General features: G+C 73.2%; 21 protein-coding genes. 8 read left to right on the plus strand and 13 right to left on the minus strand.

What is annotated here, in order from left to right; all coding sequences use genetic code 11:
• Positions 1 to 437: 437 nt before the first annotated feature.
• A complete protein-coding gene (locus tag LG395_RS31420; RefSeq protein ID WP_225812052.1) occupies positions 438 to 803 on the plus strand; it encodes a hypothetical protein in 366 nt (121 codons plus the stop codon).
• 192 nt (positions 804 to 995) lie between these two features.
• Here the strand turns inward: LG395_RS31420 and LG395_RS31425 are convergent, their stop codons facing one another.
• Entirely contained in the window at positions 996 to 2,414 is a 1,419-nt protein-coding gene (locus LG395_RS31425) for an FAD-binding oxidoreductase (RefSeq protein ID WP_225812053.1), read from the minus strand.
• Between the two features lie 729 nt (positions 2,415 to 3,143).
• Between LG395_RS31425 and LG395_RS31430 the strand changes: the two genes are divergently transcribed.
• Positions 3,144 to 5,888, plus strand: coding sequence for a helix-turn-helix transcriptional regulator (locus LG395_RS31430; protein WP_225812089.1), 2,745 nt, complete (start codon positions 3,144 to 3,146; stop codon positions 5,886 to 5,888).
• Between the two features lie 204 nt (positions 5,889 to 6,092).
• Here LG395_RS31430 and LG395_RS31435 read toward each other — a convergent pair whose 3' ends face one another.
• Positions 6,093 to 7,112, minus strand: a complete 1,020-nt coding sequence (locus tag LG395_RS31435) for a M28 family peptidase (RefSeq protein ID WP_225812054.1) — start codon at positions 7,110 to 7,112, stop codon at positions 6,093 to 6,095.
• Positions 7,113 to 7,600: 488 nt separating this feature from the next.
• Between LG395_RS31435 and LG395_RS31440 the strand changes: the two genes are divergently transcribed.
• Together LG395_RS31440 and LG395_RS31445 are read left to right on the plus strand one after the other, a co-directional pair.
• Positions 7,601 to 8,566 (plus strand): RNA polymerase sigma factor, encoded by a 966-nt coding sequence (locus tag LG395_RS31440; RefSeq protein WP_225812055.1) that lies wholly within the window; start codon positions 7,601 to 7,603, stop codon positions 8,564 to 8,566.
• A gap of 110 nt (positions 8,567 to 8,676) precedes the next feature.
• Entirely contained in the window at positions 8,677 to 9,615 is a 939-nt protein-coding gene (locus LG395_RS31445) for an alpha/beta fold hydrolase (RefSeq protein ID WP_225812056.1), read from the plus strand.
• A gap of 649 nt (positions 9,616 to 10,264) precedes the next feature.
• Here the strand turns inward: LG395_RS31445 and LG395_RS31450 are convergent.
• On the minus strand, positions 10,265 to 10,807 hold the full coding sequence (locus LG395_RS31450) for a SigE family RNA polymerase sigma factor (protein WP_225812057.1): 543 nt from the start codon (positions 10,805 to 10,807) through the stop codon (positions 10,265 to 10,267).
• Positions 10,808 to 10,907: 100 nt separating this feature from the next.
• Positions 10,908 to 11,516, minus strand: a complete 609-nt coding sequence (locus tag LG395_RS31455; RefSeq protein ID WP_225812058.1) for a hypothetical protein — start codon at positions 11,514 to 11,516, stop codon at positions 10,908 to 10,910.
• Positions 11,517 to 11,881: 365 nt separating this feature from the next.
• Here LG395_RS31455 and LG395_RS31460 point away from each other — a divergent pair, with 365 nt between their 5' ends.
• Together LG395_RS31460 and LG395_RS31465 are read left to right on the plus strand one after the other, a co-directional pair.
• Positions 11,882 to 12,433, plus strand: coding sequence for a hypothetical protein (locus LG395_RS31460; protein ID WP_225812059.1), 552 nt, complete (start codon positions 11,882 to 11,884; stop codon positions 12,431 to 12,433).
• A gap of 396 nt (positions 12,434 to 12,829) precedes the next feature.
• Positions 12,830 to 13,741, plus strand: coding sequence for an SGNH/GDSL hydrolase family protein (locus LG395_RS31465; protein WP_225812060.1), 912 nt, complete (start codon positions 12,830 to 12,832; stop codon positions 13,739 to 13,741).
• A gap of 151 nt (positions 13,742 to 13,892) precedes the next feature.
• Here LG395_RS31465 and LG395_RS31470 read toward each other — a convergent pair whose 3' ends face one another.
• The 3 genes from LG395_RS31470 to LG395_RS31480 form a co-directional block, all read right to left on the minus strand.
• Complete coding sequence (locus tag LG395_RS31470; RefSeq protein WP_225812061.1) at positions 13,893 to 14,093, minus strand: hypothetical protein; 201 nt, start codon at positions 14,091 to 14,093, stop codon at positions 13,893 to 13,895.
• Between the two features lie 278 nt (positions 14,094 to 14,371).
• A complete protein-coding gene (locus LG395_RS31475; protein WP_225812062.1) occupies positions 14,372 to 15,256 on the minus strand; it encodes an MBL fold metallo-hydrolase in 885 nt (294 codons plus the stop codon).
• A 32-nt stretch (positions 15,257 to 15,288) separates the two neighbouring features.
• On the minus strand, positions 15,289 to 15,879 hold the full coding sequence (locus LG395_RS31480) for an NADPH-dependent FMN reductase (protein ID WP_225812063.1): 591 nt from the start codon (positions 15,877 to 15,879) through the stop codon (positions 15,289 to 15,291).
• Between the two features lie 175 nt (positions 15,880 to 16,054).
• On the opposite strand from LG395_RS31480, the gene LG395_RS31485 reads away from it, so the two are divergent.
• Positions 16,055 to 17,026, plus strand: coding sequence for an Lrp/AsnC family transcriptional regulator (locus LG395_RS31485; RefSeq protein WP_225812064.1), 972 nt, complete (start codon positions 16,055 to 16,057; stop codon positions 17,024 to 17,026).
• A 109-nt stretch (positions 17,027 to 17,135) separates the two neighbouring features.
• Here LG395_RS31485 and LG395_RS31490 read toward each other — a convergent pair whose 3' ends face one another.
• From LG395_RS31490 to LG395_RS31515, 6 genes are all read right to left on the minus strand, one after another.
• A complete protein-coding gene (locus tag LG395_RS31490) occupies positions 17,136 to 17,375 on the minus strand; it encodes a hypothetical protein (RefSeq protein WP_225812065.1) in 240 nt (79 codons plus the stop codon).
• The gene (locus tag LG395_RS31495) at positions 17,330 to 18,097 is read right to left on the minus strand and encodes a hypothetical protein (RefSeq protein ID WP_225812066.1); all 768 of its coding nucleotides are present in this window, start codon (positions 18,095 to 18,097) and stop codon (positions 17,330 to 17,332) included. Before LG395_RS31495 ends, LG395_RS31490 begins: the two co-directional genes overlap by 46 nt.
• A gap of 87 nt (positions 18,098 to 18,184) precedes the next feature.
• The gene (locus LG395_RS31500) at positions 18,185 to 20,974 is read right to left on the minus strand and encodes a helix-turn-helix transcriptional regulator (RefSeq protein WP_225812067.1); all 2,790 of its coding nucleotides are present in this window, start codon (positions 20,972 to 20,974) and stop codon (positions 18,185 to 18,187) included.
• A 345-nt stretch (positions 20,975 to 21,319) separates the two neighbouring features.
• Positions 21,320 to 21,517, minus strand: coding sequence for a hypothetical protein (locus tag LG395_RS31505; RefSeq protein ID WP_225812068.1), 198 nt, complete (start codon positions 21,515 to 21,517; stop codon positions 21,320 to 21,322).
• 287 nt (positions 21,518 to 21,804) lie between these two features.
• The gene (locus LG395_RS31510) at positions 21,805 to 22,437 is read right to left on the minus strand and encodes a TetR/AcrR family transcriptional regulator (protein WP_225812069.1); all 633 of its coding nucleotides are present in this window, start codon (positions 22,435 to 22,437) and stop codon (positions 21,805 to 21,807) included.
• Between the two features lie 413 nt (positions 22,438 to 22,850).
• The gene (locus tag LG395_RS31515) at positions 22,851 to 23,786 is read right to left on the minus strand and encodes an SDR family NAD(P)-dependent oxidoreductase (RefSeq protein ID WP_225812070.1); all 936 of its coding nucleotides are present in this window, start codon (positions 23,784 to 23,786) and stop codon (positions 22,851 to 22,853) included.
• Between the two features lie 584 nt (positions 23,787 to 24,370).
• Between LG395_RS31515 and rpmF the strand changes: the two genes are divergently transcribed.
• Positions 24,371 to 24,541: a 50S ribosomal protein L32 gene (gene rpmF / locus LG395_RS31520; protein WP_372463492.1), complete on the plus strand. Its 171-nt coding sequence runs from the start codon at positions 24,371 to 24,373 to the stop codon at positions 24,539 to 24,541.
• Positions 24,542 to 24,714 lie beyond the last annotated feature (173 nt).

Genomic DNA, 24,714 nt, shown 5'->3' on the forward strand with positions numbered 1-24,714 from the left:
CTTCCTCCCGGCCACGGGCGGGTCCGTCTCCCGCGGCGGGCGCTGCGGTCAGCGTGCCGGCGAGGCGGCGTCCCGGCCGCCGTCCGGGGGGAACACGTGTTCATGATGGTTGGTGTTCAACTGCCGCTCGTCGGGGATCAGTTCGGCACGCAGGGCCGCGGGGATCAGTTCGGCACGCAGGGCCGCCCGTCGCGCGCAGGTTGCCAGTGTGCCCGCGCGCGGTCTGCGGCAACCAGCGCCGGTACCTGCCCGCCGACGGATCGGGTGGCAGGCGTCCACACATGTGCGGATGACCGAATCCGCACTGTCACCCACATGTTTGAACGTGCAAGGGTTTGCCGGTCGGCCGCGTTCGACGGAACCGGTCGGCTGCGTTCGACCGAATGGGAGCGCCGGTGCCGCCACCGGCTCCGGCGCACGAGGAAAGGGAGGATCGCATGTCCACCACGAGGGTGCGGGTGAAGCTGCACGGCACCGCCGTTGCCGTAGGCGCTGCGGCGGCTCTGATAGGCCTCGGTGCCGGGGCGGCGAACGCCGCCGGCTGGCCTCCGCTTCAGGAAGGCGCCTACCTCTACTCGGGCACCACCGGGTCGGGATCGGTGACGAGGGTCGATCTCGGCGACCTCGGAACCTGCCACACGCTGTCCCAGGCGGCGCGCTCGATCCAGATCGCCAACGGCTCGGCGTCCGTGGAGCTGTACACCTCGGCCGACTGTGGCGGCGCCACGGCATGGCGCAGCGGCTCGCTGACCCAGACCGACCTTCCCCGCCCGATGCTGAGTTACCGGGTGGTCCCCGCGTAACGCAACCCGTGAAGTGCCCGGGTCGCGCCGTCGACGGCGCGACCCGGGCATTCTCGACGACGCGCTGCCCGACACGTGTCCTGATCATCTTCCACACGTCTGCGAGGGAGCCGCAGGTTCGCCCGGCCGGGCCGGCACCGGCGGCCGGTCGGGCAGGACGCCCGGTGGAGAGCGCCCGCGGCACCGCCGGGATCAGGCGGGCAGGACGTTGTGGTTGAAGCGGAAGACGTTGTCCGGGTCGTACTGCTTCTTCACCGCGGTGAGCCGCTCGAACCGCTCCGGCCCGTACACCTCGCGCACCCCCTCGGCGTCGGTCGCCTCGTCCGGGGAGAGGAAGTTCACCATGTTCCGCTCCGCCGCCCACGGCCGCAGCCCGTCGATCAGCTCGGCGAGGCCGGCCCGCAGGGCGTCCTCATGGCCCGGCGCTCCCACCGCGAAGGCGAAGAGGACGTAGGGCAGGCCACGGCTCGACACCGCGTTGGGAACGGCCGGCTCCCGGTCGAAGGCACCGCCGAGCGCCCGGATCTCCACGTTGGCCAGCGTGCACCCCGACTCCGCGCCGACCAGTTCCAGCAGTGCCCGTTCCGTCTCCTCGGTGAACTCCTGGAGGCAGACGCTGCGGTCGCAGTACGGCATCGGGTCCACCGGGTCCATGTGGATCTGCCCGATGGCGGAGTAGGGCTTCTCCCCCACCAGGTCGATCAGCGCCGGCGCGGCCGCGCGCAGCGGCGCGATCAGGTCGGCGCCGTCGGCGGCCGAGCCCAGGTAGCCGATTCGCAGGCTGACGACGAAGGCGCCGCGCAGCGGCTCGGGCAGCACCGGGAGGTCGGGCAGTCGCTGGACGGCCACGGAGGACGTCGTGTCCTCCCCCACCGTGGGCAGCCAGGCGCGCCAGGCGGTGAGCACCTGGGCCAGGTGCTCACCCGGGAAGTAGATGCAGCCGCCGTAGAAGCGGGAGACCGGGAACACCTCGAACTCGATCTCGGTCACGACACCGAAGTTGCCCTTGCCGCCGCGCACGGCCCAGAACAGGTCGGGTTCGCTCACTGGGGTCACCTCGCGCAGCTCCCCGTCCGCGGTGACCATGGTCAGCCGGCGGACGTGGTCGGCCGCGTAGCCGAGGCTCCGCCCCAGCAGTGGGCTCTGGCCGCCGCCCAGGGTGTAGCCGACGACGCCGACGCCGGGCGCCGAGCCGACGAGGGGGGCCAGGCCGTGCTCGGCGGTGCGCGGCAGCACGTCGTCCCACCGGACACCCGCCTCGACCCGTACGAGGCGTTCCCGCTCGTCGACGACGACGCCCCGCATCCGCCGCGTCGTGATCAGCAGGCCGCCCTCGGCCGACGAGACCACCTGGTGGGCCGCGGACTGCACCGCGACAGGCAGGCCGTGCCGCCCGGCGAACCGGACCGCTGCCCGGACGTCCAGGGCGTCGGCCGCCCCGACCACCACGGCCGGACGGAGGGCGCAGGTCAGGTTGAACGTGGCGCACTCCTCCTCGTACCCCTCGGCCCCCGGCTCCAGGACGGGGCCGCGCACGGACCCACGCAGGTCCGCCAGGTCCTCCGGCCGGAAATCGACACGCGCCACGCTGATCACTGCCTCACTGCACACATGTGGAGCATCCCGCCGGGACCATCCGTGTCCCAGCACGCGGAACGCACAGGGACACACCCTGACGTCACCGGAACGAGTCGGGCACACCTGATCGTTCACTCCACCGGAGGCCGTCTCACATGTTGACGGAATCGGTCCTCACGTGTCCTTGCCGGGACTCACCACACGCACATGCGGATGCACACGTGAACCGGTGCACCGGCCGCCGGCGAGGACGCGGCCGGGATGCTCGCCGGGCGGCGGGCGTGGCTGGGACCCGGTACGAGGAGACGGCCTCGTCGGCGGCCGTGCGGCGGTGCCGGACGACCCGGCCTGGCCGAATGTGCCGCGGGGCGCGCTGGGCGGCGCGCCCGACCGACACCGCCGGTGCGGAACGCCGGGCCGTCGTCGAGTTCGTCTCGCCGCCGCCCGGGTCCGCCGGGCTCGCGCGGTCTCCGGTCCGGGAACACGTGTCACTCCGCGAACGGAGTGAGGGAGCACAAGAAACATTTCGGCCATCCCGCGTGACGGAAACCTCATGGGCCTCTAGGCTGCTGTCCCAAGTGGGGTGAAAAGGTGGCGGCCGGTGCCGTACCGGCCGGTTGGCCGTCGCCGCGACGGAGCGGAGGCGGCGGCGTAACCTCGCACTGCGCCCGGAGCACCCGTGCGCACAGGTGGACCGATCCGCACCGGGTGTGAGGTCAGCGCCGGAGGGAGTGGGGGACAGTGGAAGCGGGCATCGCAGCGATGGTCGGCCGCGAACAGGAGCAGGAGGTGCTCTCCGCGTTCGTGGCCGCCCCCGAGGGGCGGGCCCTCGTCCTGCGGGGCGACACGGGTGTCGGCAAGAGCGCCCTGCTGGACCACGTCGCCGGCCTCGCAGCGGACGAGAAACACCGCGTGATCCGGGCCGCCGGGGTCGAGGCCGAGTCGGAGCTGCCGTTCGCCGGCCTGCACCAGTTCCTGTACCCGCTGCTGTCCTACGTCGACCGGCTCGACGTCGGCCACCGAGGAGTGTTCGACGTCGTCTTCGGCCGGAACGGGGGCCCGCCCCCGTCGGTCATGACCCTCGGCATCGCCGTCCTCGACCTGCTCTCTCTCGCGGCGTCGCAGAAGCCGCTCCTGCTGGTACTGGACGACGGCCAGTGGCTGGACGCCTCCAGCATCGAGGTGTGCGGATTCGTGGGCCGCCGGCTCACCGGCAGCTCGGTGAAGCTCGCGGTCGGCCTGCGCTCCGACCTCGCCTCCGGCTTCGACACCGCGGCGCTGCCCACGGTGCCGGTGACCACGCTGTCGGAGGAGGCCTCCGAGCAGTTGCTGGACATGCGCCACCCGGGCCTGGACCCCCGGCTGCGCCGGCTGGTCCTCGACGAGGCACAGGGCAACCCGCTCGCCCTGCTGGAACTGCCGCCCTATGTGCGCGGCAATCTGTCGGCCCACGGCTCCGGGGAATCGTTCGGCTACACCGGCGTCCCGCTGCCCCTGCGGCTCCAGCACGTCTACGGCGCGCGTATCGAGGGTCTCGGCGACGCCGTACGCGCGGAGCTGCTGCGCGGCGCCCTGGACGGTGTCGCGGCGGGTACGACGGTCGGCCGTGCCCGTGGCGCGCGCTACCGCATGAGGGACGCCGACGAGGCCGCGGCCTGCGGTCTGCTGGACATCGACCCGCTCAACGGCGACTTCGTGTTCCGGCACCCCCTGGTCCGGTCGACCGCCGTGCAGATCGCCACCCCGAACGAGCGGCGCGCGGCGCACGCGTCCCTCGCGCAGGTGCACCGCACCGACGTGGAACGGCGCGCGTACCACCTCGGGGCCTCCGCGGTCGACCCGGACGAGGAGATCGCCGCCGCGCTGGAGGCGGCCGCGGAGTCGGCCACCCGACGGGGCGGCGCGCGGGCCGCCGTCGCCTGGCTGACCCGGGCGGCGGAGCTGAGCGAGAGCCACGAGGAGCGCACTCGCAGGCTCGGGGACGCCGCGTTCATCGCCGGACACGCCGGCCGGCTCGACCAGGCGCAGCAGCTCGTCGGCTCCGACTCGACCGCTGGAAGAATCGATTCTCCTGCCTCGGTGGTGGCATCGGCCTACGTCGCACTCTACGAGGACGGAGACGTCCGCTCCTCCCAGCACCAGGTGCTGGCGGCGATCGAGGGCGTCCGGGACGGCGGTGCGACCGAGCCGACCGAGGTCCTGACCCGGCTGGTGAACCTGCTGCTGGCCATCAACCAGTACGCGAGCGACGCGGCGTCCTGGGAGCGGGCGCACCGGCTCATCGACTCGCTGGGCGACCTGGTGTCCCCGCATTCGCGCGTCTACCAGGACGCCTGGGGCGATGTGGTGCGCCGGGGAGCGGGCGTGCACGAGCGGGTGGAGCGGGCCTTCGCGGACCTCGGCGCGCTGGATCCCTGGGACATCAGCAGGCTGTCGGTCGCCGCCTACCACGTGGACACGCTCAGTCAGTACCGGCCGCACCTCCAGCGCGTCGTGGACCGCGAACTGGAGACCGGGGCCCAGGTCTCCGGCATGACGATGCTGCACCTGATCATGCTGGACCAGATCGCCGTCGGCGAGTGGGACGAGGCGGAGCGCACCGGGCAGCGCGGGCTGGAGCTGATGACCTCGCGCCGGCACACGTTGTTCGCCCATCACAGCAAGGCGTACCTGGGACTGCTGGCGGCGATGCGCGGGGAGGTGGAGCGGGCGCGGGAGATGCAGGCCGCCGTCGACGCCTGGGCCCGCCCCCGCGGCATCGGCTTCCTCACCCAGATCGCCGACGCCATCGGCACCACCGCCGCCCTCAGCGAGGGCGACTACGAAGCCGCCTACCTCCACGCGATCGGCATCACACCGCCGGGCGCCTTCGAGCCCTACTCCCACCAGGCCTCCCGTACCCTGCTCGACCTCGTCGAGGCGGCCCTGCACACCGGCCGCTCCGAACAGGCCCGCGGTCACGCCCTGGCCGCCCAGCGGGCGCGACTGCCCGAGATCTCCCCCCGCCTGGCCCTCGTCACCCACGGCGCCCTCGCCATGACCGCCGCCGACCCCACCGAGGCCGAACAGTTCTACGACCGGGCCGAGAACCAGCCCGCAGCGACCCGCTTCCCCTTCGAGCTGGCCCGCATCCGCCTCGCCCGCGGCATCCGGCTGCGCCACACCCAGGGACGCAAGGCCGCGCGTCCGCCCCTGACCCTGGCGGCGGAGGCGTTCGAACGCCTCGGCGCCACCACGTGGACCGAACGGGCCCGTGCCGAACTGAGGACCACCGGCACCCCCGCCCACCCGTCCGCCGCCCACCTCGCCGCGCTGACCTGGCAGGAACGCCGGATCGCCGACCTCGCCGCCGGCGGCCTGACCAACAAGGAGATCGGCCAGCGGATGCACCTGTCACCGCGCACGGTCAGCTCCCACCTCTACCGGGTCTTCCCCAAGCTGGGCATCAGCTCCCGGGCGGCCCTCCGCGACGCCCTGGGCAAACTCCGCGACGAGCAGAGCGTGTGAGGGGGAAGGCCGGGAAAGTGGATGAACCTCCATCCGGTCGACGGCCGCCACGGCGGGTGACTCGGCAGTAGGTGCCCTGGAAATCCGGGGGTGCCCGGCAGAGCCGGTACCGGCCCGGCGCGAGCCGGCCGGTGCCGGGCCGGTACCGCGCCGGCGCGGATCTGTTGCAGGGCCGCGGGTCACGCTGACGCCCACGTCACGTCGTCACGCTGACGCCCACGACACGGCCGTCACCGCGGTGGCCTCGGTGACGGCGGCGAGCCGGCCGTAGTCGAGCGTCTCCGGCACGTCCGTGGACCGGTGGTAGTGGGGGTTCCGGAAGTTCGCGGTGTCCGTGAGCATGAGCGCGGGAACGCCCCGGTTCCAGAACGGCGCGTGGTCGCTGCGCCCCAGGTGGTTGGCCGGAGGCACGGCGAGTCCGATCAGCAGCCCGAGCAGCCCGTCGGGACGCGGGTCGCGCAGCAGCAGGCCGGTGACGGACGGCGAGGCCGCCGCGGCGGCCCGCCTCCACACCTCGGCCGCGGCGGCCGAGGAACGGCGGTGCACCACCAGGGTGAAGTCGCCCCGGTAGCCCTCGTCACGGGTCGCGGCGGACGCTTCGGGGAAGATGCGCCCGAAGCCGGCGGGCAGACGCTGCGTCCCCGGGTCGTCGGCGAAGTAGCCGACCGACTCCAGGCAGATCATGCCGCGCACACCGCCGTCGCCGACCAGCTCCCGGGCGGCCTGGCGGGAGCCGATGAGGCCGAGCTCCTCCATGTCGAACACGGCCAGGACGACGCGTGGGGCGACGGGCGAGGAGGCCAGCAGACGTGCCGTCTCCAGGACCACCGCGACCCCCGAGGCGTTGTCGTCGGCGCCGGGACTGCCGCTGACGCTGTCCAGGTGCGCGCCGATCACCACGGCCGGCCCGGCACCGCGACCGGGCAGCTCGGCGACGAGGTTGGCGCCGCGCAGCCGCCGGTGGAGCCGGGGCTTGAGGGCGAGGGCCCGGTGTCCGTGCCGGTCGGTGGCGCCGACCTGCCAGCGCACGTCGAACGGCTGCCGGCGCACCAGCCAGCCCGCCGCGGTCAGTTCGCCGTGCACGTACGCCTCGGCACGTTCCATCATCTCCGGCGCCCGGAGCCGGCTGCGCGGGCCCGTGGCGAGGAACTCCACGTGCCGCCGCAGCCTGCCGGCGTCCGGGCGGGGGCTCCGGCCGGGCGCCGCCGTCGGGTCGTTCGTCATCCGGTACTCCGCTCGCCACGGGGGTCAGGGACAGCGCGCCGGCCGGCGGCCGGGCACCCGGCAACGGGGAAGAGCGACGGGAGGGGAGCACTCGGGGCGAATTTCAGTCGGCCGATCCGTGAACCCGCGCCGGTTTCCGACCCGTTGATCCAGAGGAAGACTCCTGCGGCCGGTGTGTTCATCGGCTGGCCCGGCCGCAGGAAGGGAGCGGCCGTCCGCACGTTCTTCCCTGATGTGGAGGGCGGCCGCTCCACCTCCCGTCCGTCCCCGGAAACCGTCGTCAGTCCCCTGGACATGTCACAGGACCAGCCTCTCCGTCTGCCACACGCTCGCCGGGCGATGTCCGACCCTATCGTCACACGTGTCGCCGCGGGCAGTGGTGCGCACGAGCCAGGTGAGTGCCGCGGGGCGCGAACCCGCTGAAACACCTGTCCTTCGGGGCGATACAGTCGAGAGAAGGGTCGGTGTCTCGGGGTGGAGGACAAGGCATGCGCGGTCCGCAGGAGAACGCCGGGACGTGGGAGGACGCCGCCCTGACCCGGGCCGCGCAGGCGGGCGACGTGTCGGCCCTGGCGCTGCTGCTGGAGCGGCACCGGCCGAGGATGCGCGCGGTGGCGCTCAGCCTGCTGGGGCCGGGCCCGGACGTGGACGACGTCCTTCAGGAGGCGGCGCTGGTGGCGCTGCGGCGGATCGTGGACGTACGCGATCCCGAAGCGGTGGGACCGTGGCTGCGCATGGTCGTACGCAACCACTGCCGCGGCCTGCTGCGTGTCTCCCGGCGGACGGAACCCCTGGACGAGGTGCCGCTGCCGCAGGACGGCGGGACCCCCGAACAGGTGCTGGAGAGCCACGCGCTGCGGGACTGGATCTGGGAGGCGGTCGAGTCGCTGTCCCCGACTCTGCGGCTGCCGGTGGTGCTGCGCTACTTCTCCACCGGGATCACCTCCTACCAGCAGATCGCCGAGGCCTGTGCGGTGCCGGTGCGTACCGTGCGCAGCCGCCTGCACCAGGCCCGCGCCGCACTGGCCCGGACCCTGGCGGACACGGCGGACTCCGGGCACGAGGACGTGCTGCGCCGTACGGCGGAGAGCTGGCGGGAGGCGCACGACACGCTGGCGGCCGCCGAGCGCGGCGAGTTCGGCAAGGTGGTCAGGGACCGCTACTCCCCCGGGGTCGCGCTGCTGGTCGGCGGGGAACGCCTCGGTGGTGCCGACCTGCTGCTGTCGGGCATGGACCGCGACCTGTCGGCGGGGGTGCGCCAGCGGCCCCGCCACGTCGTGGCCGGCCGGTCCCTGGTCGTGTGGGAGATGGACCTGGTCAGCCCGGCGGACGACCCGGACCACTGCCCGCCGGGAGTCGCCTGGATCATGACGCTGGACGCGGGCCGCGTCGACCGGGTGTCCCTGTACCACAGCCCCCGCCCGGACGCGCTCCCCGAGCCGGTGGCGGCCTGAGCCCACCCTCTGCCGGACGTGTGACACAGGTCACCTCATCGGGATCCAACTTTCCGCTTCCGGCGGTGTCGTGTCGGTGCAACCCCCGTCCACGGCTCATGGAGGCCCCGATGACCGCGTCCCACTCGCACCACGACGGCCCGACCCCCGACACCGACCCGCTCTCCCCCGGCACCCACACCTACCGGCTGGCCGGCCTGGTGCAGCGCTACCACGTCCACGGCGACGGCCCGGTGTGCGTGGCCCACTCCGGCGGGCCCGGCATCCACTGGGAGTACCTGCGCGTGCCCGCCCTCGAGGAGCACCTGACCATGGTGTACGTCGAGCCGGTCGGCACCGCCGAGGACAGCCGTCTGCCCTCGCACCCGCACGGATACACCCGGGAGCGTTACAGCGGCTTCCTCGAGACACTGATCAACCGGCTGGGGGCGTCCCGGGTGCACCTGCTGGGGCACTCGCACGGCGCCTTCGTGGCCGCCTACCACGCCCTGCACCGGTCCGGGCAGCTGGCGGGCGTCGTGCTCTACGAGGGCGCTCCCGTCACGGGGCCCGAGCACGGCGCGGAGGCGGCGCGCATGGTGGAGGCGTTCGTGGCGAAGCACGCCGGCCACCCGGGGCTGCCGGGTGTGCTGGCCGCGTTCGAGGCGATGTCCGGCATGTCCAGTGACGAGGACACCGTGGCGGTCGCCCGGGGTGTGCTGCCGTCGTACTTCGCCGACTACTGGGGGAACGAGGAGAAGTACGCGCCCTTCCGGGACGCGGTCCGGGCCACGTACGTCTCCGGCCTGGACGAGGATCTCACCCCGGAGGTCATCGACGACCGTGCCGCGCTCAAGGAGCTGACGGTGCCGGCCCTGGTGATCGTGGGCCGTCACGACGTGATCTGCGGAGTGCGCTGGGGTCTGGAACTGGACGAACTGATCCCCGACTCACGGCTGGTGGTGCTGGAGCAGAGCGGTCACATGGGGCACGTCGAGGAACCCGGGAGGTTCGCGGACGCGGTCCTCGGCTTCGTTCGGGAGACGGCGCCGCGGGGCGGGGCCGCGTAACGCACGACGTGCCGTGCCGGCACACCGACGCGTCGGACCAGGCGGGCGCGCCGAACCGGTCACGGGGCGGATCCGTGACCGGACCGGCCTGCGCGCCAGGCCGATGGTGACCGCTTCACGCGGGGCCCCTCGGGGACAGGCAGGACCACGTGATCCGGCTCGTGCCCCCGGACCGGGCGGTCCGGCGCGACGCCTGCCCCGTGTGCCCGGTGCGTGGCGTCCGGCGAGGCGGGGACGAAGTCCCGGCGGACGCCGCGCCGGAAGCCGTTCGCGCGCCGCCGACACGCGGGTCAGGTGCTCTCGGCGGGTCCGACGCTGTTCGGCAGACCGGCGACGGGCCCCGTACGGGAGTGACCGGCGTCGACACGAGGGACGCCGTCGACGCCGTCCCGGGCGGCGGGCCCGCCTCGCGCGGTCCCGGCAGTACGCGGGCGAGGCCGCGACGGCGGTCAGGGCGGCCGCGAGCGCCGCCGCGTAGCGCCCGACGTGCCGTACCGCGGTTCCGGCCGGCACACGGGGCCCCGACGCGCCGGCGCCGGCGCCGCACCTTCGGCGGATGCCGGCCATCCGCCCGGACGAGGGGCCGGGCGCCGGAACCGCAGTCTCCAGGAGGCCGCGGACCGCGCGCTCCGCCTCCTCCCCCTGCTCCTCATCCGGCTCGGCGGCCATGACCGGCCCCCTTCCCTACCCCGGGCAGGGTCTCCAGTTCGGCCCGCAGTGTTCTCAGCGCCTTGGCCGCCTGGCTCTTGACGGTGCCGGGGTGACAGCCCAGTACCCGTGCGGTCTCCTGCACGCTCAGTTCCTCGAAGTACCGCAGGACCACCACCGCCCGCTGCCGGGCGGGCAGCCGCCGGACGACCAGGGCGAGTGACTGTTCCAGGTCCACGGCGTCGAACGGGTCGCCGGTGCCCGTGCCCTCGGGCATCCGCTCGTGTGCGTGCGGGATCTCGCCCCGCCAGCGCCGCTGCCACCAGGACAGGTGGGTGTTGACCAGGGCCTTGCGTACGTATGCCTCCGGGTTCTCCACCCCGATCCTGCGCCACTTGGACCACACCTTCGCCAGCACCGTCTGCAGGAGGTCCTCCGCGAGGTGCGCGTCACCCGTCAGGAGCCGGGCGACCCGGAGAAGTCCGGGTCCACGCGCCGTCACGAACTCCTCGAAGGTCGCGTCGGCCTCCCCCGCCGTCCTCATCTCGCTCCCGTCCCCCGAGGTACTTGCGCCGGTCCCGGCACACCTGGCGGATACACATGGCTCGCGGACCCTCCGGGAGGGACGGAAGCCGCGCTCACCTTCAGAAGTACAGGGCGCGGTGGTTGCGGTAGGCGAACGCGTCGCCCGAGCTGAGTGTGACGACGATGTCCTCGCAGAAGCGCCGGTAGTCCGTCTCCTGCTCGGCGGACAGCGTCACCGAGACGACCGGTTCGGGGCCCGTCGCCTGCCGCAGGGTGTCCAGCAGGCCGTCCGACGGCGTCAGCAGCAGTACGTCCAGGACGCGCCGGAGACCGTCGGGGAGGACTCGCTCCCGCCCCGGTGGCGGCGCGGGTGTGTCGGTGGACGCGAACAGTTCCAGACAGGCGAGCAGGTTGCCGAGGTCGGTCGCCGTGACCTCCACCGGGTACAGGCTCGTCAGCTGGTCGCCGCCCGGCCCGTACAGCGCGTACCTGACCTGGACCCGGTCGCCCGGTGCGGAGCCGGCGGACCGGCTCGCGGCGTACCACTCGAACCACAGCGGCAGTTGCACCAGTACGTGGACCCAGCTGTCGTAGGCGTCCGAGACGACGTCCGCGTCATCGGTCCGCAGTCCCTCGCTGTGCAGTCGGTGGAGGTGCCGGAGGAGGGGTTCCTCGAGGCTCTCGAACTTCGCGAAGAACACGGGATCGTCGGGGATGAGGATGTGCAAGGGGCTGCTCCTCTCACCAGCTCGTCGCCTCGTGAGGGCGAGCGGTCGCCCGGCGGCCGGACACCTGTCATGAGGATGAACGGAGCAGCCCTGCGCGGAGTTCACCCGTCTGCCACCCGGTCACATGCATCCTGGCACACATATCGCCCGACGGCGACGGGCGGACCGCCCTCCGGGCCCTGTCCCAACGGCCCTGAACCGCTGCACGATCGACGTTACATGTGTTACCTCGCACGGTTCGCCGGCACAGCACTTATCGTGAACAGTGAGCATGCCCGGCGAACCGTCCGGCGTCGGCACTTTCCGGCACGGGACCCCCGCGTGGGTACCATGCACACGTCATCCATATCGAGGAGTGAATGGTCGTGACCACACAGTCAGCCGCCACACTCCGATCGCGGTACGTGGAACAAGCCGCATCGGACCTGGAGGAGAACCGCCGACGGCAGCAGGAGCTGGCGTCGAGGATCGAGGTGTTGAAGCAGGAGGAGGCACTCCTGGCCGACATCCTGAACCTCGCCGAGCGGTACGAGGGCTTCGCGGACGCGTCGCGTCTGCCGGAGCAGTTGCAGGACGAGCCGGCCGTCGGGAAGGCGAAGCGCGCTCCGGGCGCGGGCGGCTCACGACGGACGGCACCGGCCGGGGCCGCCACCGCGGGCGGCGCCGCGCAGGCGGGCGCGAAGGGGAAGTCGCGTCAGCCTCTGCTCGGTGACCTGCTCACGGATCTGCTCGGCCACCACGACGAGCCGCAGCCGGCGAAGGAACTGCGGGACGAGCTGATGGCGAAGTACCCGGACCGCGCCCCCACCCCGCAGGTGGTGCGCAACACCCTTGAGTCGCTGGTCGCCAAGGGCCGCATCCGGCGTCACAAGGAGCAGCGTTCGGTCATGTACACCCTGCTGAGGCCCGGCGCCTGACATTCGCGCCCGTCCCGCGGGCAGGCTGTCCACCAGCCGGACACGTGTGTTCGCGGGACGGGTCGGACCCCTCGTACAGGCCGGCCGTGCCTGTGTCCGCCCGGCCGCGCTGCCCTGCCCGCGCCCGGATCCTCTCCGCCCGGTCTGCCCTCTCCCCCTTCCGTCGCCGCGCCCGTCCAGCCGGTCATCGCCGGGCGGCTCACGAGCCGTGCCGGGGCGTCGTCCGTGCTCGCCGACGACGCCCCGCTTCCCGCTGCCGTCAGCGCGGGACCGCATTGCCCAATTCGTTACCGAAGCACACGGCACCTGGGCACCTTCGGATACGTGTGAAGGGTGGGTGCTCGCCCGTGGACCGCCCCGGGCAGAGCCCCTCGACCGATCACGGAAGGACAGATCTTGAGGAAACTGTTTCCCGCCACCCGCGCGGGACGCGCACTCACGGTGGGTGCGGTACTGCTCTGCGCCGGGGCCGCTCTCGCCCCCGCCGGAACGGCCGCGGCGAGCACGGTGACGGCGGGCCGGGGCGTGGTGGACTACGCCGCTCTCGGCGACTCGTACGCCTCCGCGCCGGTCGTGCCCACCCAGGTCGACGCCACCTGCCTGCGCTCCAGCCAGAACTACCCCTCGCTGGTCGCGCAGTCCAGGAGCGCCACGCTGACCGACGTCAGCTGTTCGGGTGCCACCACCGCCGACATGACGGCACCCCGGGCCGACGGCGTGCCGGCCCAGCTCGACGCCGTCCACCGCGGAACCGACCTGGTCACCGTGACGGTCGGGGGCAACGACATCGGCTTCTCGACCGTACTGGGCACCTGCGCCCAGCTGACGGCCGCCGATCCGGCCGGCACCCCCTGCCGGACCCACTTCGCGGGCACCGGGGCGGACCGGATCTCGGACGCGATCGCCCGCACCGGGCCCAAGGTCGCCCAGGTGCTGCGTGGCATCCACAAGCGTGCCCCGCACGCCAGGGTCCTGGTGGTCGGCTACCCCGACCTCTTCCCCGACGACGGCGTGGGCTGCACCAGCAAGACCGTGCCGCTCGCCATGGGTGACTTCGCCTGGCTCCGCGACAAGGAGAAGGAACTCAACGCGATGCTGGCCCGTCAGGCCCGCACGAGCGGGGCGCGGTACGTGAACACGTACGCGCCCACCGTCGGCCATGACCTGTGCAAGCCGGCCGGCGAGCGGTGGATCGAGACCTTCGCCCCGCAGACGCCGGCGGCGCCGGTGCACCCGAACGCCACGGGTGAGCAGGTGATGGCCTCGGCCGTCGAGGCCGCGCTCCCGCGCCACTCCTCGCACCGCTGACCGTCACGGCGTAGCACGGCGGCCGGACCGGCCGGGGCCAGGTGACGATCCGTCCGCTCCACCCGGCCGCCCCGTCTGTGCCGCGGGCCGGTCCGGTACCTCGCGTACCGGACCGGCCTTCGCTGTTCCCTGGGGCGGGCGCCGCGCGCCGTCAGAGAAGGCGGGAGGGCCCGGGGCCGTATCCCATGAGCAGCACGCTCTCCGCCCAGCTCCACACCTGTGCCCCGGTCGGCCCGGCGGCCGGCTCGGTGGAGCCCGGTGCCGCCGGAGCCGGCCGCTCGTCGGGAGCGGCGGCGACACGGCTGAGGAGGGCACGACGGTGGCCGGTGTGCCGTAGGTCGGTGTGTGCCATGGCCGTCATGTGCTGCCCTCGCTGTCCGGTCGGCGGTGCGGGTGGGATGCGGGTCCCGTGCCGGGGGAAGGGGCACGGGACCCGCGGTCTGGTGGGTGTGGGTGAGAGTGATCTGGCGGTGATGGTGGTGCTGGTCAGGCGGATCTTGCCGCTGTTGCTCCCGGTCTGGAACGAGTGGTGTGCGGGCACCTTCCGGCCGGACACCCGTCGCGTCACCGGTCGAGATGGTGACGCAATCATGGCAGGGCCACACGTCACCAGTCAAGGTGGTGATGACGTCAGACCGTCCGCGGTGTCGGCAGGAGTGCCGGGGCGGGGACCGGCGTCCAGTCGGTGCCGCTCAGGCGTCCGAACGCCTGGTCGCCGAAGTGGAACGCGAAGCCGAGTGTTCCGGGCCGCCCGAGCTCCGCCGCGAGGCGCCTTCGTGCGGCCACCACCCCGCCCTGGTCCACGTCCGGCCGCGAGGTCCACTCGGGGTGGGCCAGCTGCGCCGGCGTGTGGAACACGTCCCCGAGTACGATCAGCCGCTCGCCCCCGGCGGATATGACGTACGAGGTGTGGCCCGGGGAATGGCCCGCGGTGACCAGCGCGCGCACCCCGGGAAAGATCTCCTCGCCGTCCGCGACGGGAGTGCGGGCCGCGCCCATGCGCGCGAGGACGTCCGCCGCCGGGGCTCCCGGGACGGTCGTTCCACAGCCGTGCGGGGCCCATTCCTCGGCGGCGACCAGGTAGCGGGCCCGCGGGAACGTCTTGTCCGGTGCGAACGCCCAGCCGGTGTGATCGACGTGCAGATGGGTGAAGGCCACCGTCTCGATGTCCTCGGGCGTGTGCCCCAGCGCGGCGAGGACCTGGGGCAGCGCGCCGCAGTCGCTGTGTCCCACCAGTTCTCCGGAGACGTGGACCGGCCCGCGCACGGGCCCCATTCCGGCGTCGACCAGCAGGCGGCGGCCGTCGCGTTCGACCAGCAGGCCGCCCGCCGACATGGGCACCCGGCCCTCCTCGTCGAGCAGCTCCGGATGGGCGTCCCAGTACTCCGCGGCGAAACCCGGGAAGAAACCCGAGGGCAGCATGGCCATCGCACCGTCCACGACATACGTCAGGCGTACGTCACCCAGCACCAGCGACCGGACGGCGGACTGCCGGTTCAGCGTTCCGATGTGCATGTCGGTCCCCCTCCTTTCGCGGATCGCCGCGCTCAGCGGACGGCTGCGTCCGCCGGGGCCTGCCGCCGCTCGCCGGTGGCGAGTCGAGCGAGGGCGTCGAGCACCGCGCACAGCAGCTGCTGGGCCGGGGAGCCGTCCGGCAGGCGGCCCTCGTCGCCGAGCTGCTGGTGCGCCTGGAACAGGAGGAACTCGGGTTGCTGCACGACGTGCGCGTTCATCTTGTGCAGCACCTGGCGCAGGGCCAGCTGGGCCCGGACGGTGCCGAAAGGACCGGGAGAGGCCCCGATGACGGCGACCGGCTTCAGCGCGAGCGCCGGTGCGTCCCCACCGGCCGGGCGGGACAGCCAGTCGAGGGCGTTCTTCAGCGCTCCGGGCATCGAGGCGTTGTACTCGGGCGTGGCGATCAGCACCGCGTCCGCCTCCCGAACGCGCCGGCGCAGCTCGACGACCTCGGAGGGCGCCGGGTGTTCCCGGTCCTCGTCGAAGTGGGGCAGACGGCCGAGCCCGTCGTAGTGGTCGAAGCGGTGCTGCGGGCACAGACGTTCCGCCTCCCGCAGCAGGGTGGTGTTCAGGGAGCCGCGGCGCAGGCTCCCCGACAGGGCGAGGACGTTGAGGGCTGTCACGGGGTTTCCTCCGCGGTTCGGGCCGTCCCGGGGGTGCCGCCGTGGACGGGTGGTGGGTGGTGTGCGGGCCCATCGGCCTCCGCGTGATCCATCCTCGACGGCCCGGCGATACCGCGCCAGAAATGACTGCCGAAAGCCCCGCTGTGCGCCAGGGGGACGGCCTAGAGTGCCGATTGTGCGCCAAAACCTCGATGAGACGGACCAGCGGATCGCCGCCGCGCTGATCGCCTCGCCACGCGCCTCCTGGCGGGCCGTCGCCGCGTGCCTGGGGCTGTCCGAACGCACCGTGGTCCGCCGGGTCGGTCCGCTGTACGCCGACGGCACGCTACGGGCCACCGTGGAGCGCAATCCGATCCGCTTCCCCCAGCTGGTGCCCATGGCCCTGCGCATCCGCTGCCGTCCCGAGCGCATCCGGACGGTCGCCGCGACCCTGGCGCGCCGCACCGACACCCTGTGGGTCGACGTCCTCGGCGGCGGCGACGAGATCAGCACCATCCTGTTCCTGGACGGGCCCGAGGCGCGCAACCGCCTCCTGCTGCGCGACCTGCCGGCCACCGACGCCGTCCACGGCTGGACCTCGCACACCCTGCTGCGGGTCTTCCCCGCCTCCCTCAACTGGGGTGCCCGGCTGCTGGACGACGAGGAGGCCGCGCGCCTCGGAGTACGGCCGTTCCCGCTGAGCTCCCCGCCTGCGGCCCCGCTGCCCGCCGCGGACCTGGCACTGATCCAGACCCTGACCGAGAACGCCCGCGCCGACTACGCCACGCTCGCCGAGCGGACCGGCACCACACCGCGCACCGTCCGGCGCCGCCTGGAAGCACTGCTGCACGACGGCACGGTACGGCTGGCCACCGAGACCGACCTCGCCCTGCTCGGACTGCGCACCAAGGCCCAACTGTGGCTGTCCGTCGAGCCGAGCGCCCTCCAGGCCGCCGGCGAACGGCTCAGCCGCGAACCCGCCGTGCGCTTCACCGCCGCGACCACCGGACCCGCCAACCTCCTGGTGATGGTCACCACCACCGACCTGGACGCGCTCTACCGCTTCCTCACCGACACCATAGGAGCCATGGGGCAGATCACCTCGGTCGACACCACACCGGTCCTGGCCACCGTCAAACGCACCGGCCTGACCCGACCGGGTTTCTGAACGACCCGTACGGACGGCCGGGTGTGACGCAGTGGTGGCTGTTCGCCGGTTTCTCCGGGGCGTGCACGGGGATCTGGTGGTGTAGGTGTCCCGGACGTCAGCGCGGTGTTCACCGCTCCCCGGCCTGCCGGCCGTCGGCCGTGACGAAGCGGAAGGTGCTCGTGATGGCGTCGAAGAGGTCGTACACCTCCTCCTTCAGCGGCAGGTTGGGGCCGGCGAGGGTGACCACCAGGAAGTCGTCCGCGCTGCCGGGCACGGGCACCATGGTGTGCATCGTCAGCAGGCTGACGTCGATGTCACCGGTCAGCCTGGTGATCTCGGTGCCGGTGACCCGGGCCACCTTCCCCACGTGCGGGAGGTCGACCGCGGTGATGACCCGGTCCCTGGGGGCGCACCCGTCGCCGCCCGCACGCCGAGCCGCGCGGAGAGCACCGGCAGCGTCAGTTCCTGGCCCGCCGGGGTGGTGACGGCGAACACCATGCCGTACGCCATGAAGAGGCCGTCGGCGTAGAGGGTGGCGGTGCCCGCGGCCAGCAGCGCTCCGTGCCTGCGGGCCGCCCGGGTCACCTCGCGGCCCTGGCGGAACATGTCGTTGATCCGGGCCCGCCGGCCCGGGTCGTCGGTCGTCGCCAGGGCCCTCGCCCGGGTCCGGGCGAGTTCCTCGCCGCTGAGGTCGGTCTGGTCCCACAGGTCGGGGATGTCCAGCAGGAAGTCGGGAAGACGTTCCGCTCCGGATTGGCCTCCTTGGCCGCCCGGTCCAGTACGTCGGCACACGCCCGCTGCGCGCTCTGGCGCATCGCCTTCGCCTGCTCGGCCGTCCCCCTTGGCCGCGTTCAGCTCGGTCTTGCCCGCGTCGATGGCGTCCTGGGTCCTGCGGGCCTCGGCCTTCTCCTCGTCCGTCGGGTCCTCGCCGAGCTGTCGCGGCGCCTGGTCGGCCTGGGGCGCGGCGGCGCGGGCCCGGTCCACGGCCCGGTCGAAGGTGTCCTGCGCCTCGCGCAGCCGGAGCGCGTAGTCGCTGTGGGCCTGGGCGGCGTCGTGGTACGAGGTCGCCGTCTTCGTCAGTTGGCACACCGACGCGGACGGGGACGTGGACCTCCCCGTACTGGGCCTGCGCCTCACGGTCCCGGCGTGAGCCGCCGCGTCCCGGTGTGCCGTGCGTCAGCCGGCGTCGTTCAGGTCGAGGGCGGCCAGAGCGTCGCGCAGCGCGGCCCGGGAGCCTATGCCGAGCTTGGGGTAGATCTGGTACAGGTGCGTGCCTATGGTGCGGTGCGACAGGAACAGCCGTTCGGCGATCTGCTTGTTGGTCAGTCCGGTGGCCGCCAGTGTGGCGATCTCCCACTCCTGAGCGGTCAGCGCGCCCTTCCCCGGCTGGGCGGCGGCCGACGCTCCATGGCCGCCGGGACGCAGTTCGGCCATGGCGCGGGACACCCAGGGAGCCGCGCCCAGCTCCTCGAACGTCCGCAGTGCCTGCGTCAGTTGCTCACGGGCTTCCTTCGTGAGGCGCCGGCGGCGGAGTCGTTCGCCGTGGAACAGGCGTATCCGTGCGACGTCGAACGGCCAGGCGCCGGGCTCGGCCCGGCCGAGCGCCTCGTCGAACAGGGCGAAGGCGCCGTCGCCGGGCGTGGTCAGGGCCTCGCAGGCGAGCACGAGCACGCCGAGGCGCGGCGCCAGTTCGGGCATCGCGGACTCCCGCATGGCCGCCGCGTGGGCGGCGGCCTCGGCGGGGCGTCCCGTTCTGACGGCCGCCTCCACCAGGTCCATGGTGACGGCCAGGGCCTGCGGTAGGTAGGGGGCGAGGGTTCCGGGCGGGCCGAGGGCGGTGGCCTGCCGGTAGGCGGCCTCGAAGTCTCCGGCGCCGAGGGCGGCCAGCGCCCTGGCGTGGAAGGCGAGGGCCTGCACACCGTGGGCGCCGCGCGGGACGGCCCAGCCGGCGATCTCCTCGGACAGGGCCGTGCTCGCCTCCGCGTCGCCGCGTGCCGCGGCCACCAGTGCCTGCACGTACTGGAGCTTGCAGGCGAAGGAGCGGTAGCCGTGCTGCTCGCACAGGACGAGACCTTCACCGGCCAGGCGTACGGCCTCGTCCCAGCGGCCCGTCTGGTAGTGGTCCAGGCACAGGTGCAGCAGTGCGGCCAGGTGCCGGCGGACGGGTGCGGTGCCGGCCCGGCCCTGGTCGACGAGGCGCTGGGACGCCTCCCGGACGTCCGCCAGCCGTTCGGGGTAGACGGCGCAGGTGCCGACGCGGATGACGCGCGTCGGGTCCTCGCCGACGTCCGCCAGCAGTGCGTCGAGCGCCTCCCGTGCCCGGTGCCCGGTGCGAGCGGGGTCCGCGAAGGTCTGGGCGCACACCCGCAGCAGCTCGGGGGGTGCGGGAGTGAGCCGGTCGAGCGCCCGGAACAGGGGCCGCCACTTGTGCGGATCGCCGCTGTACCAGCACAGGGTGGTCAGGGTGAACAGGGCCTCGACGAGGGCGTCGTCGGACGCGTCCCAGCCGTGTCCTGCCGACTCGATCGCGCCGACCAGCAGCCGGTGCGCGGTGTCGATGTCTCCCTCCTTGTTGATCAGCAGGAGGGCTGAGGTCGCCGCCGCGTACAGCGATTCCCCGGCGCCGGGATCGGCCCGCCGGGCTCCGGCCAGCAGGCGTGAGGCGTCCGCCAGCTCACCGCAGGCGTCGGCGCCGATGTAGGCGGCCTGGGCCAGCCTGCGGCCTTCGTCGGCCGGCGCCGGGCTGAGCCCCGCGGCGCGGGTGAGTGCCGCGACCGCGCCCAGTGCGTCCCCGCGCGCCAGGCGGAGCAGGGCGGCCTGTTCCAGGAGGCCGGCGACGGTCTCGTCCGGGCTGGTCGCCGCTTCCCCGAGGTGGCAGGCGCGGCGTTCGGGCTGGTCGGTGAGGACGGCGGCGAGTGCCCGGTGTGCCCGGCGGCGGTCCGCTGCCGTCGCCTGCGCCACCACCGCCGAACCGATCAGCGGGTGCCGGAAGGACAGCCGCCGGGAGGGGGCGGAGAGGGTGATCAGCCGGTCGCGTTCCGCGGGTTCGAGGTCGTCGAGCACGGCGCGGCCGGCCCCGGCGGCCTCGATCACGGCCAGGTCGCCCGTGCCGTCGAGCGCCGCGATCAGCAGCAGCTCCCGGGTGGGCCGCGGCAGATGGGCCACGCGCGCGGCGAACAGTGTCTGCAGGCGCTCGCTCAGGGGCAGCACGGAGGGCACCGTCGTCGGTGCTGTGCGTTGCTCGGCCTCCAGGGCCGCGGACAGCTCCAGCAGCGCGAGGGGGTTGCCGTGTGCCGCCGCCACGACCCGGCGCCGCACCGCGAGGGACATCCCCGGGTGTGTGCGGGTGAGCAACTCGGCCGACGCCGCCTCGTCGAGCGGCCCGAGCCGGTGTTCGGTGAGGCCGCTCGACTCGAAGAAGCTGTCGGAGGTGACGCGGGAGGCCGCCAGGAAGCTGATGCGGCTGCCGATGAGCCGCCGTGCCACGAAGCCCAGGACCGAGGAGGTGGCCCGGTCCAGCCACGGCAGGTCGTCGACGACGACCAGCAACGGCGTGTCCTCGGCGATCAGACGCAGCAGCATCAGGGCCGCGGTGGACGTCAGCAGACGGTTGGGGGGCGGGCCGCTGCCGATGCCGACCGCGACCCGGAGGGCGTCGCGGTGGCCGCTGTCCAGCCGGTCGAAGGAGTCGAAGAGCGGCACGAGCAGCTGGTTGAGACCGGCGTAGCCGATGTCCGCCTCGAACTGCACGCCGCTCGCCCGCAGCACGCGGGTGCCCTGCCCCCTGGCTTCCGCCGCCACCGTGTCGAGGACCGCGGTCTTGCCCATGCCGGGCTCGCCCGTCAGCAGCAGGGACGCGCCGTGGACCGGGGAGCCGTTGAGGTGGGACCGGATGAACTCCAGGTCCCGGTCCCGCCCGATCAGCCGTCCTGCGGCGGAACCGGCCTGGTGGTCCGGGGCGCTCATCGGGCTGCTGTCTCCAAGTGCTGCGAAGGGGACCTCCCCCGTGCTGTACATCGGTCCGCGCCGTGCCGACACACGACCCGACAGCGTATCGGATCATCCGGTACCGTGTGTCCGCTTGGCGACCCGGACGTCTCGGTATGTCACCTGTCACACGGGCCGGGTGTGCGGAACCGGGGGTGTCGCGGTGGTCGGGTGTGTGGCGCCCGGAGGGGCGCGGTAGGCGGGTGTGCGACGCCGGGGGCGTCGGGGTGGCCGCCGTACTCGCCGACGCGGCGGGCGACGCGGTGACGCGCCGGCCGTCGCTCCGGTGGGGGCGCCGCCTTCCGGGAAGCGGCGGGCTCCGGTCTACAGCCCCAGGTCCAGCGCGAGGCACGAGAAGTACTGCCACGAGCCCTCGGGGTTGTACGAGGCGTTCGCCCCGCCGCCGTCCTCGGCCTTCACTCCTTGGGTCATGTCCTCGAAGCGGATGCGCTCGGGAAGGTGCCCGAAACGGGCGTGCCGCAGTGCCGCGGCGGCGGCGTCGCTGGTGGATTCCTTGTTCATGACCGTGCTCCACTTCGTCGACCGTGGATGGTGTCCTCGCTCTGCCGGGGACACTGCTCAGCGTGCCCCACCTCACGTCACCAGTCAAGCCGGTGACGCATGTGTTGCCGGTCACTGGTGCGCCCGGTGGCCCGTGGCCGCCGCCGTCACGGCCTGGGCCGGTCTCCGCCCGCTGATCATGGCGCTTCCCCGCGTCCGGCCCGGAGCGCGCCGTCAAGGAGACCGACGGCACCGCGGTGCCGTCGGGTTGCCGGGAACACGTGTGGCCGAGGTGCCCGCGGCGGGGGCTACCGCCCGGCGGGGCGCCGGTAGGCGCCGTACCACCAGATCCGGGCGAGTTCGCGGGCGAAGGAGACGTCACCGCTGCCGTCGTCGACACGGATGTGGTGCGCGATCGCCTGGGCGCCTCCCCAGACGATGATCCGGCTCGCGGCGGCGGCGTCGAGGTCGGCCGGCGTGGACCCTGCGGCCTGTTCGGACAGCAGCGTCCGCAGCACCGCCTCGTCGAAACCCTCGAGGTCGGCGGTGTAGAAGTCGCCGATCGCGGGGTCGTAGGCCGCCGCCTCGCGGACCGCGGTGAGCACACCCTGGTGGGCGCGGTGGATCGTGATGACCTCCTCGAAGAACCGGGCGAACCGGTCGGGCCCGTCCCCGGCACCCGGGTCCCACTGCTGTGCCAGGGCCAGCAGTGACTCGCGCAGCGCGTCGGTGAGCCGCACGAGGACGTCCGACTTGCCCTGGAAGTGCGCGTAGAACGTGGCCCGGGACACGCCCGCCTCCTCGAGGATCCGCTGGACGCTGATCTCGGAGAACGCCTCACCGGAATCGAGCAGCCGCTCCAGGGCGGACATCACCTGCGCCCGGGTCGCGGCCGACCGCGCGGCATGGTGGTCGGCCTGGCGTCGGGTCACGGGTCTCATCGGGCACCTTCCGGTCAACGTGCGGTTCCGCGGCTCGCGGGCCGCTCCGGCACCCTATGCCGGAACACCGTGCGCGATCCGTTCGAGGAGATCGGCCGGCCGGGCAGCGAGAGCAGCGGAGCCTCCTCCGGCTCCGATCACCCAGGCGACCGGCGGGAGCTGCCAACGCGTGCCACATCGTGTACGTGTCCGCCTTCGCGCCGGGCGAAGGGGCACCCCCGTAGGAGTGCCCGACCGTGTGGCCGGTCCGGCCCCGGTCGGCGAGGGCGTCCCGGGGCTCGCGCCGGCACCAGGCCCCGTGCCACGCCCCGTCACCAGGAGGAACCGGGGGCTTCGCGTACGGCCGTTCATCTCGTTCCCCGCATCGACGTGTGGCCGTGCGGGCCGGCCCCGCAGCGTGGACGGGGCGGTGGTCAGCGCACCACGGGAAGGGCGTACTCCCACAGCCGGTCCGCGGCGGCGGGGTCGACCGACCACCTGGCGACGCCCGCCATGACCTCGGGGCCCCCGTCGACGACCTCCGACTCCTGATTGTCCTCGAAGTAGCTCCCGCTCACACCTTCGACGAGCGGTGACGCGGCCAGCAGCACCGTGGTGGCGGCGCCCTGGGCCGGCGTCTTGTAGTAGTCGGGGGTGACGAGGTTGCCCTCCGCGTCCATGGCACCGAAGGCCCGCATGGTCGCCTCGTCGAGGTGGCGCTGCAGGTTGGTGTGGATGAACCCCGGCGCGCAGGCGTTGGCGGCGATGCCGTGTCCGGCCCACCGACGACTGATGCCGACGGCGAGCAGCACGTCGGCGGTCTTCGACTGCGCGTAGGCGACGAACGGGTCGTAGGGGCGCCGCTCGAACTGCGGGTCCTCGAAGTCGAAGCCCGCACGCAGCTGGGCGCCGGAGCTGACCACGACCACGCGCGCGTTCCCGGCCGCCTCGAGAGCGGGGCGCAGGCCGGCGGCGAGGGCGAAGTGGCCGAGGTAGTTGACGGCGAGCTGCATCTCCCAGCCCTGCGCGTTGACCTGCCGGGACGGGAGCATCATGATGCCGGCGTTGGCGACGAGGGCGTCGACCGGCCCGCTCCAGTCGGCGCAGAAGGCACGCACGGAGGCCAGGTCGGCGAGGTCGAGTGCGACGGCCCGCGTGTCCGGGAACTCCTCGACCAGCGGCTCGGCCGCAGCGGGGTTCCGGGTGGCGACGGTCACCTGCGCTCCCGCACCGGCGAGCGCGCGCACCGTCTCGGCACCGAGGCCGGAGGCCCCTCCGGTGACGATCATCCGGCGCCCGGTCAGATCGACTCCGTCGAGCACCTCCGCGGCGGTGGCGCGCATGCCGAACGGAGTGGTGGTCAGTGTCATAGCAGTGCCCTGCCTTCAGAGGTGTGGTAGCGCCTGACGGGACGTCGCACACGTGTCGCTTCCGCCAGGACATCCCGCGGAAAACCATACAGCGTGTATGGACAGACTGTCGTCCGGCGTGGCGCGCGTCACGGGCATATGTGTCAGAGGGGGGCTGCTTCCGGCGTTCGAGACGTCCGTGTCCGACCCGCGCGCTGCCGGGCGCGGGGCGGGTGTGCTTCCGCTGAACAGGAGGTCCGGGGGTGTTTTGCGGCCCGGCCCGGCAGTTGCTAGCCTCCTGGGCGTGCTGATCGAAGTCGACAGAGCCTAGCCTGAGCCCGCCGCCCCTCGTGCCGGCCCAGGCCCCTGTCAGGACCCGGCGTGGCGGACACGTGCTCACGTTGCCCACGTCCAGCGGGCCCACCGCGCCCGCGCCCAGCGGCTCCGACCTTCATCGGCCCCTTGCTCCGACGACCCTTCGCGCTGCCCCCGGAAAGACCTGTGCCACCAGGACACCTGAGGGCGATGTGTGCGCGGCCTCGCCGGACTCGTGTGTGCCCTGCCCGGTCGGAGCGATGACACACGGAATCGGATCACCTCTCATGATGCACAAGAAGTCCCGCGCGCGCACACGTCACCGCCGAGCCCACTGGAAGGCGGCTCGGCCGCTGCTCGTGAAGTGCGCCAACCCCGCGTGCGGTCTGCCGACGCCGCCGCACGCCGCCTGCCGGCACTGCGGAACGTACCGGGGCCGGCAGGTGCTGCCCCCGGCCTGATCCGCGGGCAGGGCCCCGGCGCTTGGCTCTCGGCGGCCTGCGCGCTGTGGCCCACTGCCTTCGGGCCCCGCGTGAACAGCCCGGGAACGCCGCGCCGGCGGCAGGTGGTCGGGACCACCTGCCGCCGTCGGCGGTGCTGTGCGTGGTTCTTCCGTGGTCAGGGGTTCGTCCGT

It is taken from the genome of Streptomyces spinosus, from assembly GCF_020400655.1.
GTDB lineage: Bacteria > Actinomycetota > Actinomycetes > Streptomycetales > Streptomycetaceae > Streptomyces > Streptomyces argyrophylli.

Excerpts from the sequence above, each read along its gene's own strand:
- LG395_RS31420 (WP_225812052.1), top strand. The coding sequence starts at position 438 with ATGTCCACCACGAGGGTGCGGGTGAAGCTGCACGGCACCGCCGTTGCC.
- LG395_RS31430 (WP_225812089.1), top strand. The coding sequence starts at position 3,144 with ATGGTCGGCCGCGAACAGGAGCAGGAGGTGCTCTCCGCGTTCGTGGCC.
- LG395_RS31435 (WP_225812054.1), bottom strand. The coding sequence starts at position 7,112 with ATGACGAACGACCCGACGGCGGCGCCCGGCCGGAGCCCCCGCCCGGAC.
- LG395_RS31440 (WP_225812055.1), top strand. The coding sequence starts at position 7,601 with ATGCGCGGTCCGCAGGAGAACGCCGGGACGTGGGAGGACGCCGCCCTG.
- LG395_RS31445 (WP_225812056.1), top strand. The coding sequence starts at position 8,677 with ATGACCGCGTCCCACTCGCACCACGACGGCCCGACCCCCGACACCGAC.
- LG395_RS31450 (WP_225812057.1), bottom strand. The coding sequence starts at position 10,807 with ATGAGGACGGCGGGGGAGGCCGACGCGACCTTCGAGGAGTTCGTGACG.
- LG395_RS31470 (WP_225812061.1), bottom strand. The coding sequence starts at position 14,093 with ATGGCACACACCGACCTACGGCACACCGGCCACCGTCGTGCCCTCCTC.
- LG395_RS31475 (WP_225812062.1), bottom strand. The coding sequence starts at position 15,256 with ATGCACATCGGAACGCTGAACCGGCAGTCCGCCGTCCGGTCGCTGGTG.
- LG395_RS31500 (WP_225812067.1), bottom strand. The coding sequence starts at position 20,974 with ATGAGCGCCCCGGACCACCAGGCCGGTTCCGCCGCAGGACGGCTGATC.
- LG395_RS31505 (WP_225812068.1), bottom strand. The coding sequence starts at position 21,517 with ATGAACAAGGAATCCACCAGCGACGCCGCCGCCGCGGCACTGCGGCAC.
- LG395_RS31510 (WP_225812069.1), bottom strand. The coding sequence starts at position 22,437 with ATGAGACCCGTGACCCGACGCCAGGCCGACCACCATGCCGCGCGGTCG.
- LG395_RS31515 (WP_225812070.1), bottom strand. The coding sequence starts at position 23,786 with ATGACACTGACCACCACTCCGTTCGGCATGCGCGCCACCGCCGCGGAG.
- rpmF (WP_372463492.1), top strand. The coding sequence starts at position 24,371 with ATGCACAAGAAGTCCCGCGCGCGCACACGTCACCGCCGAGCCCACTGG.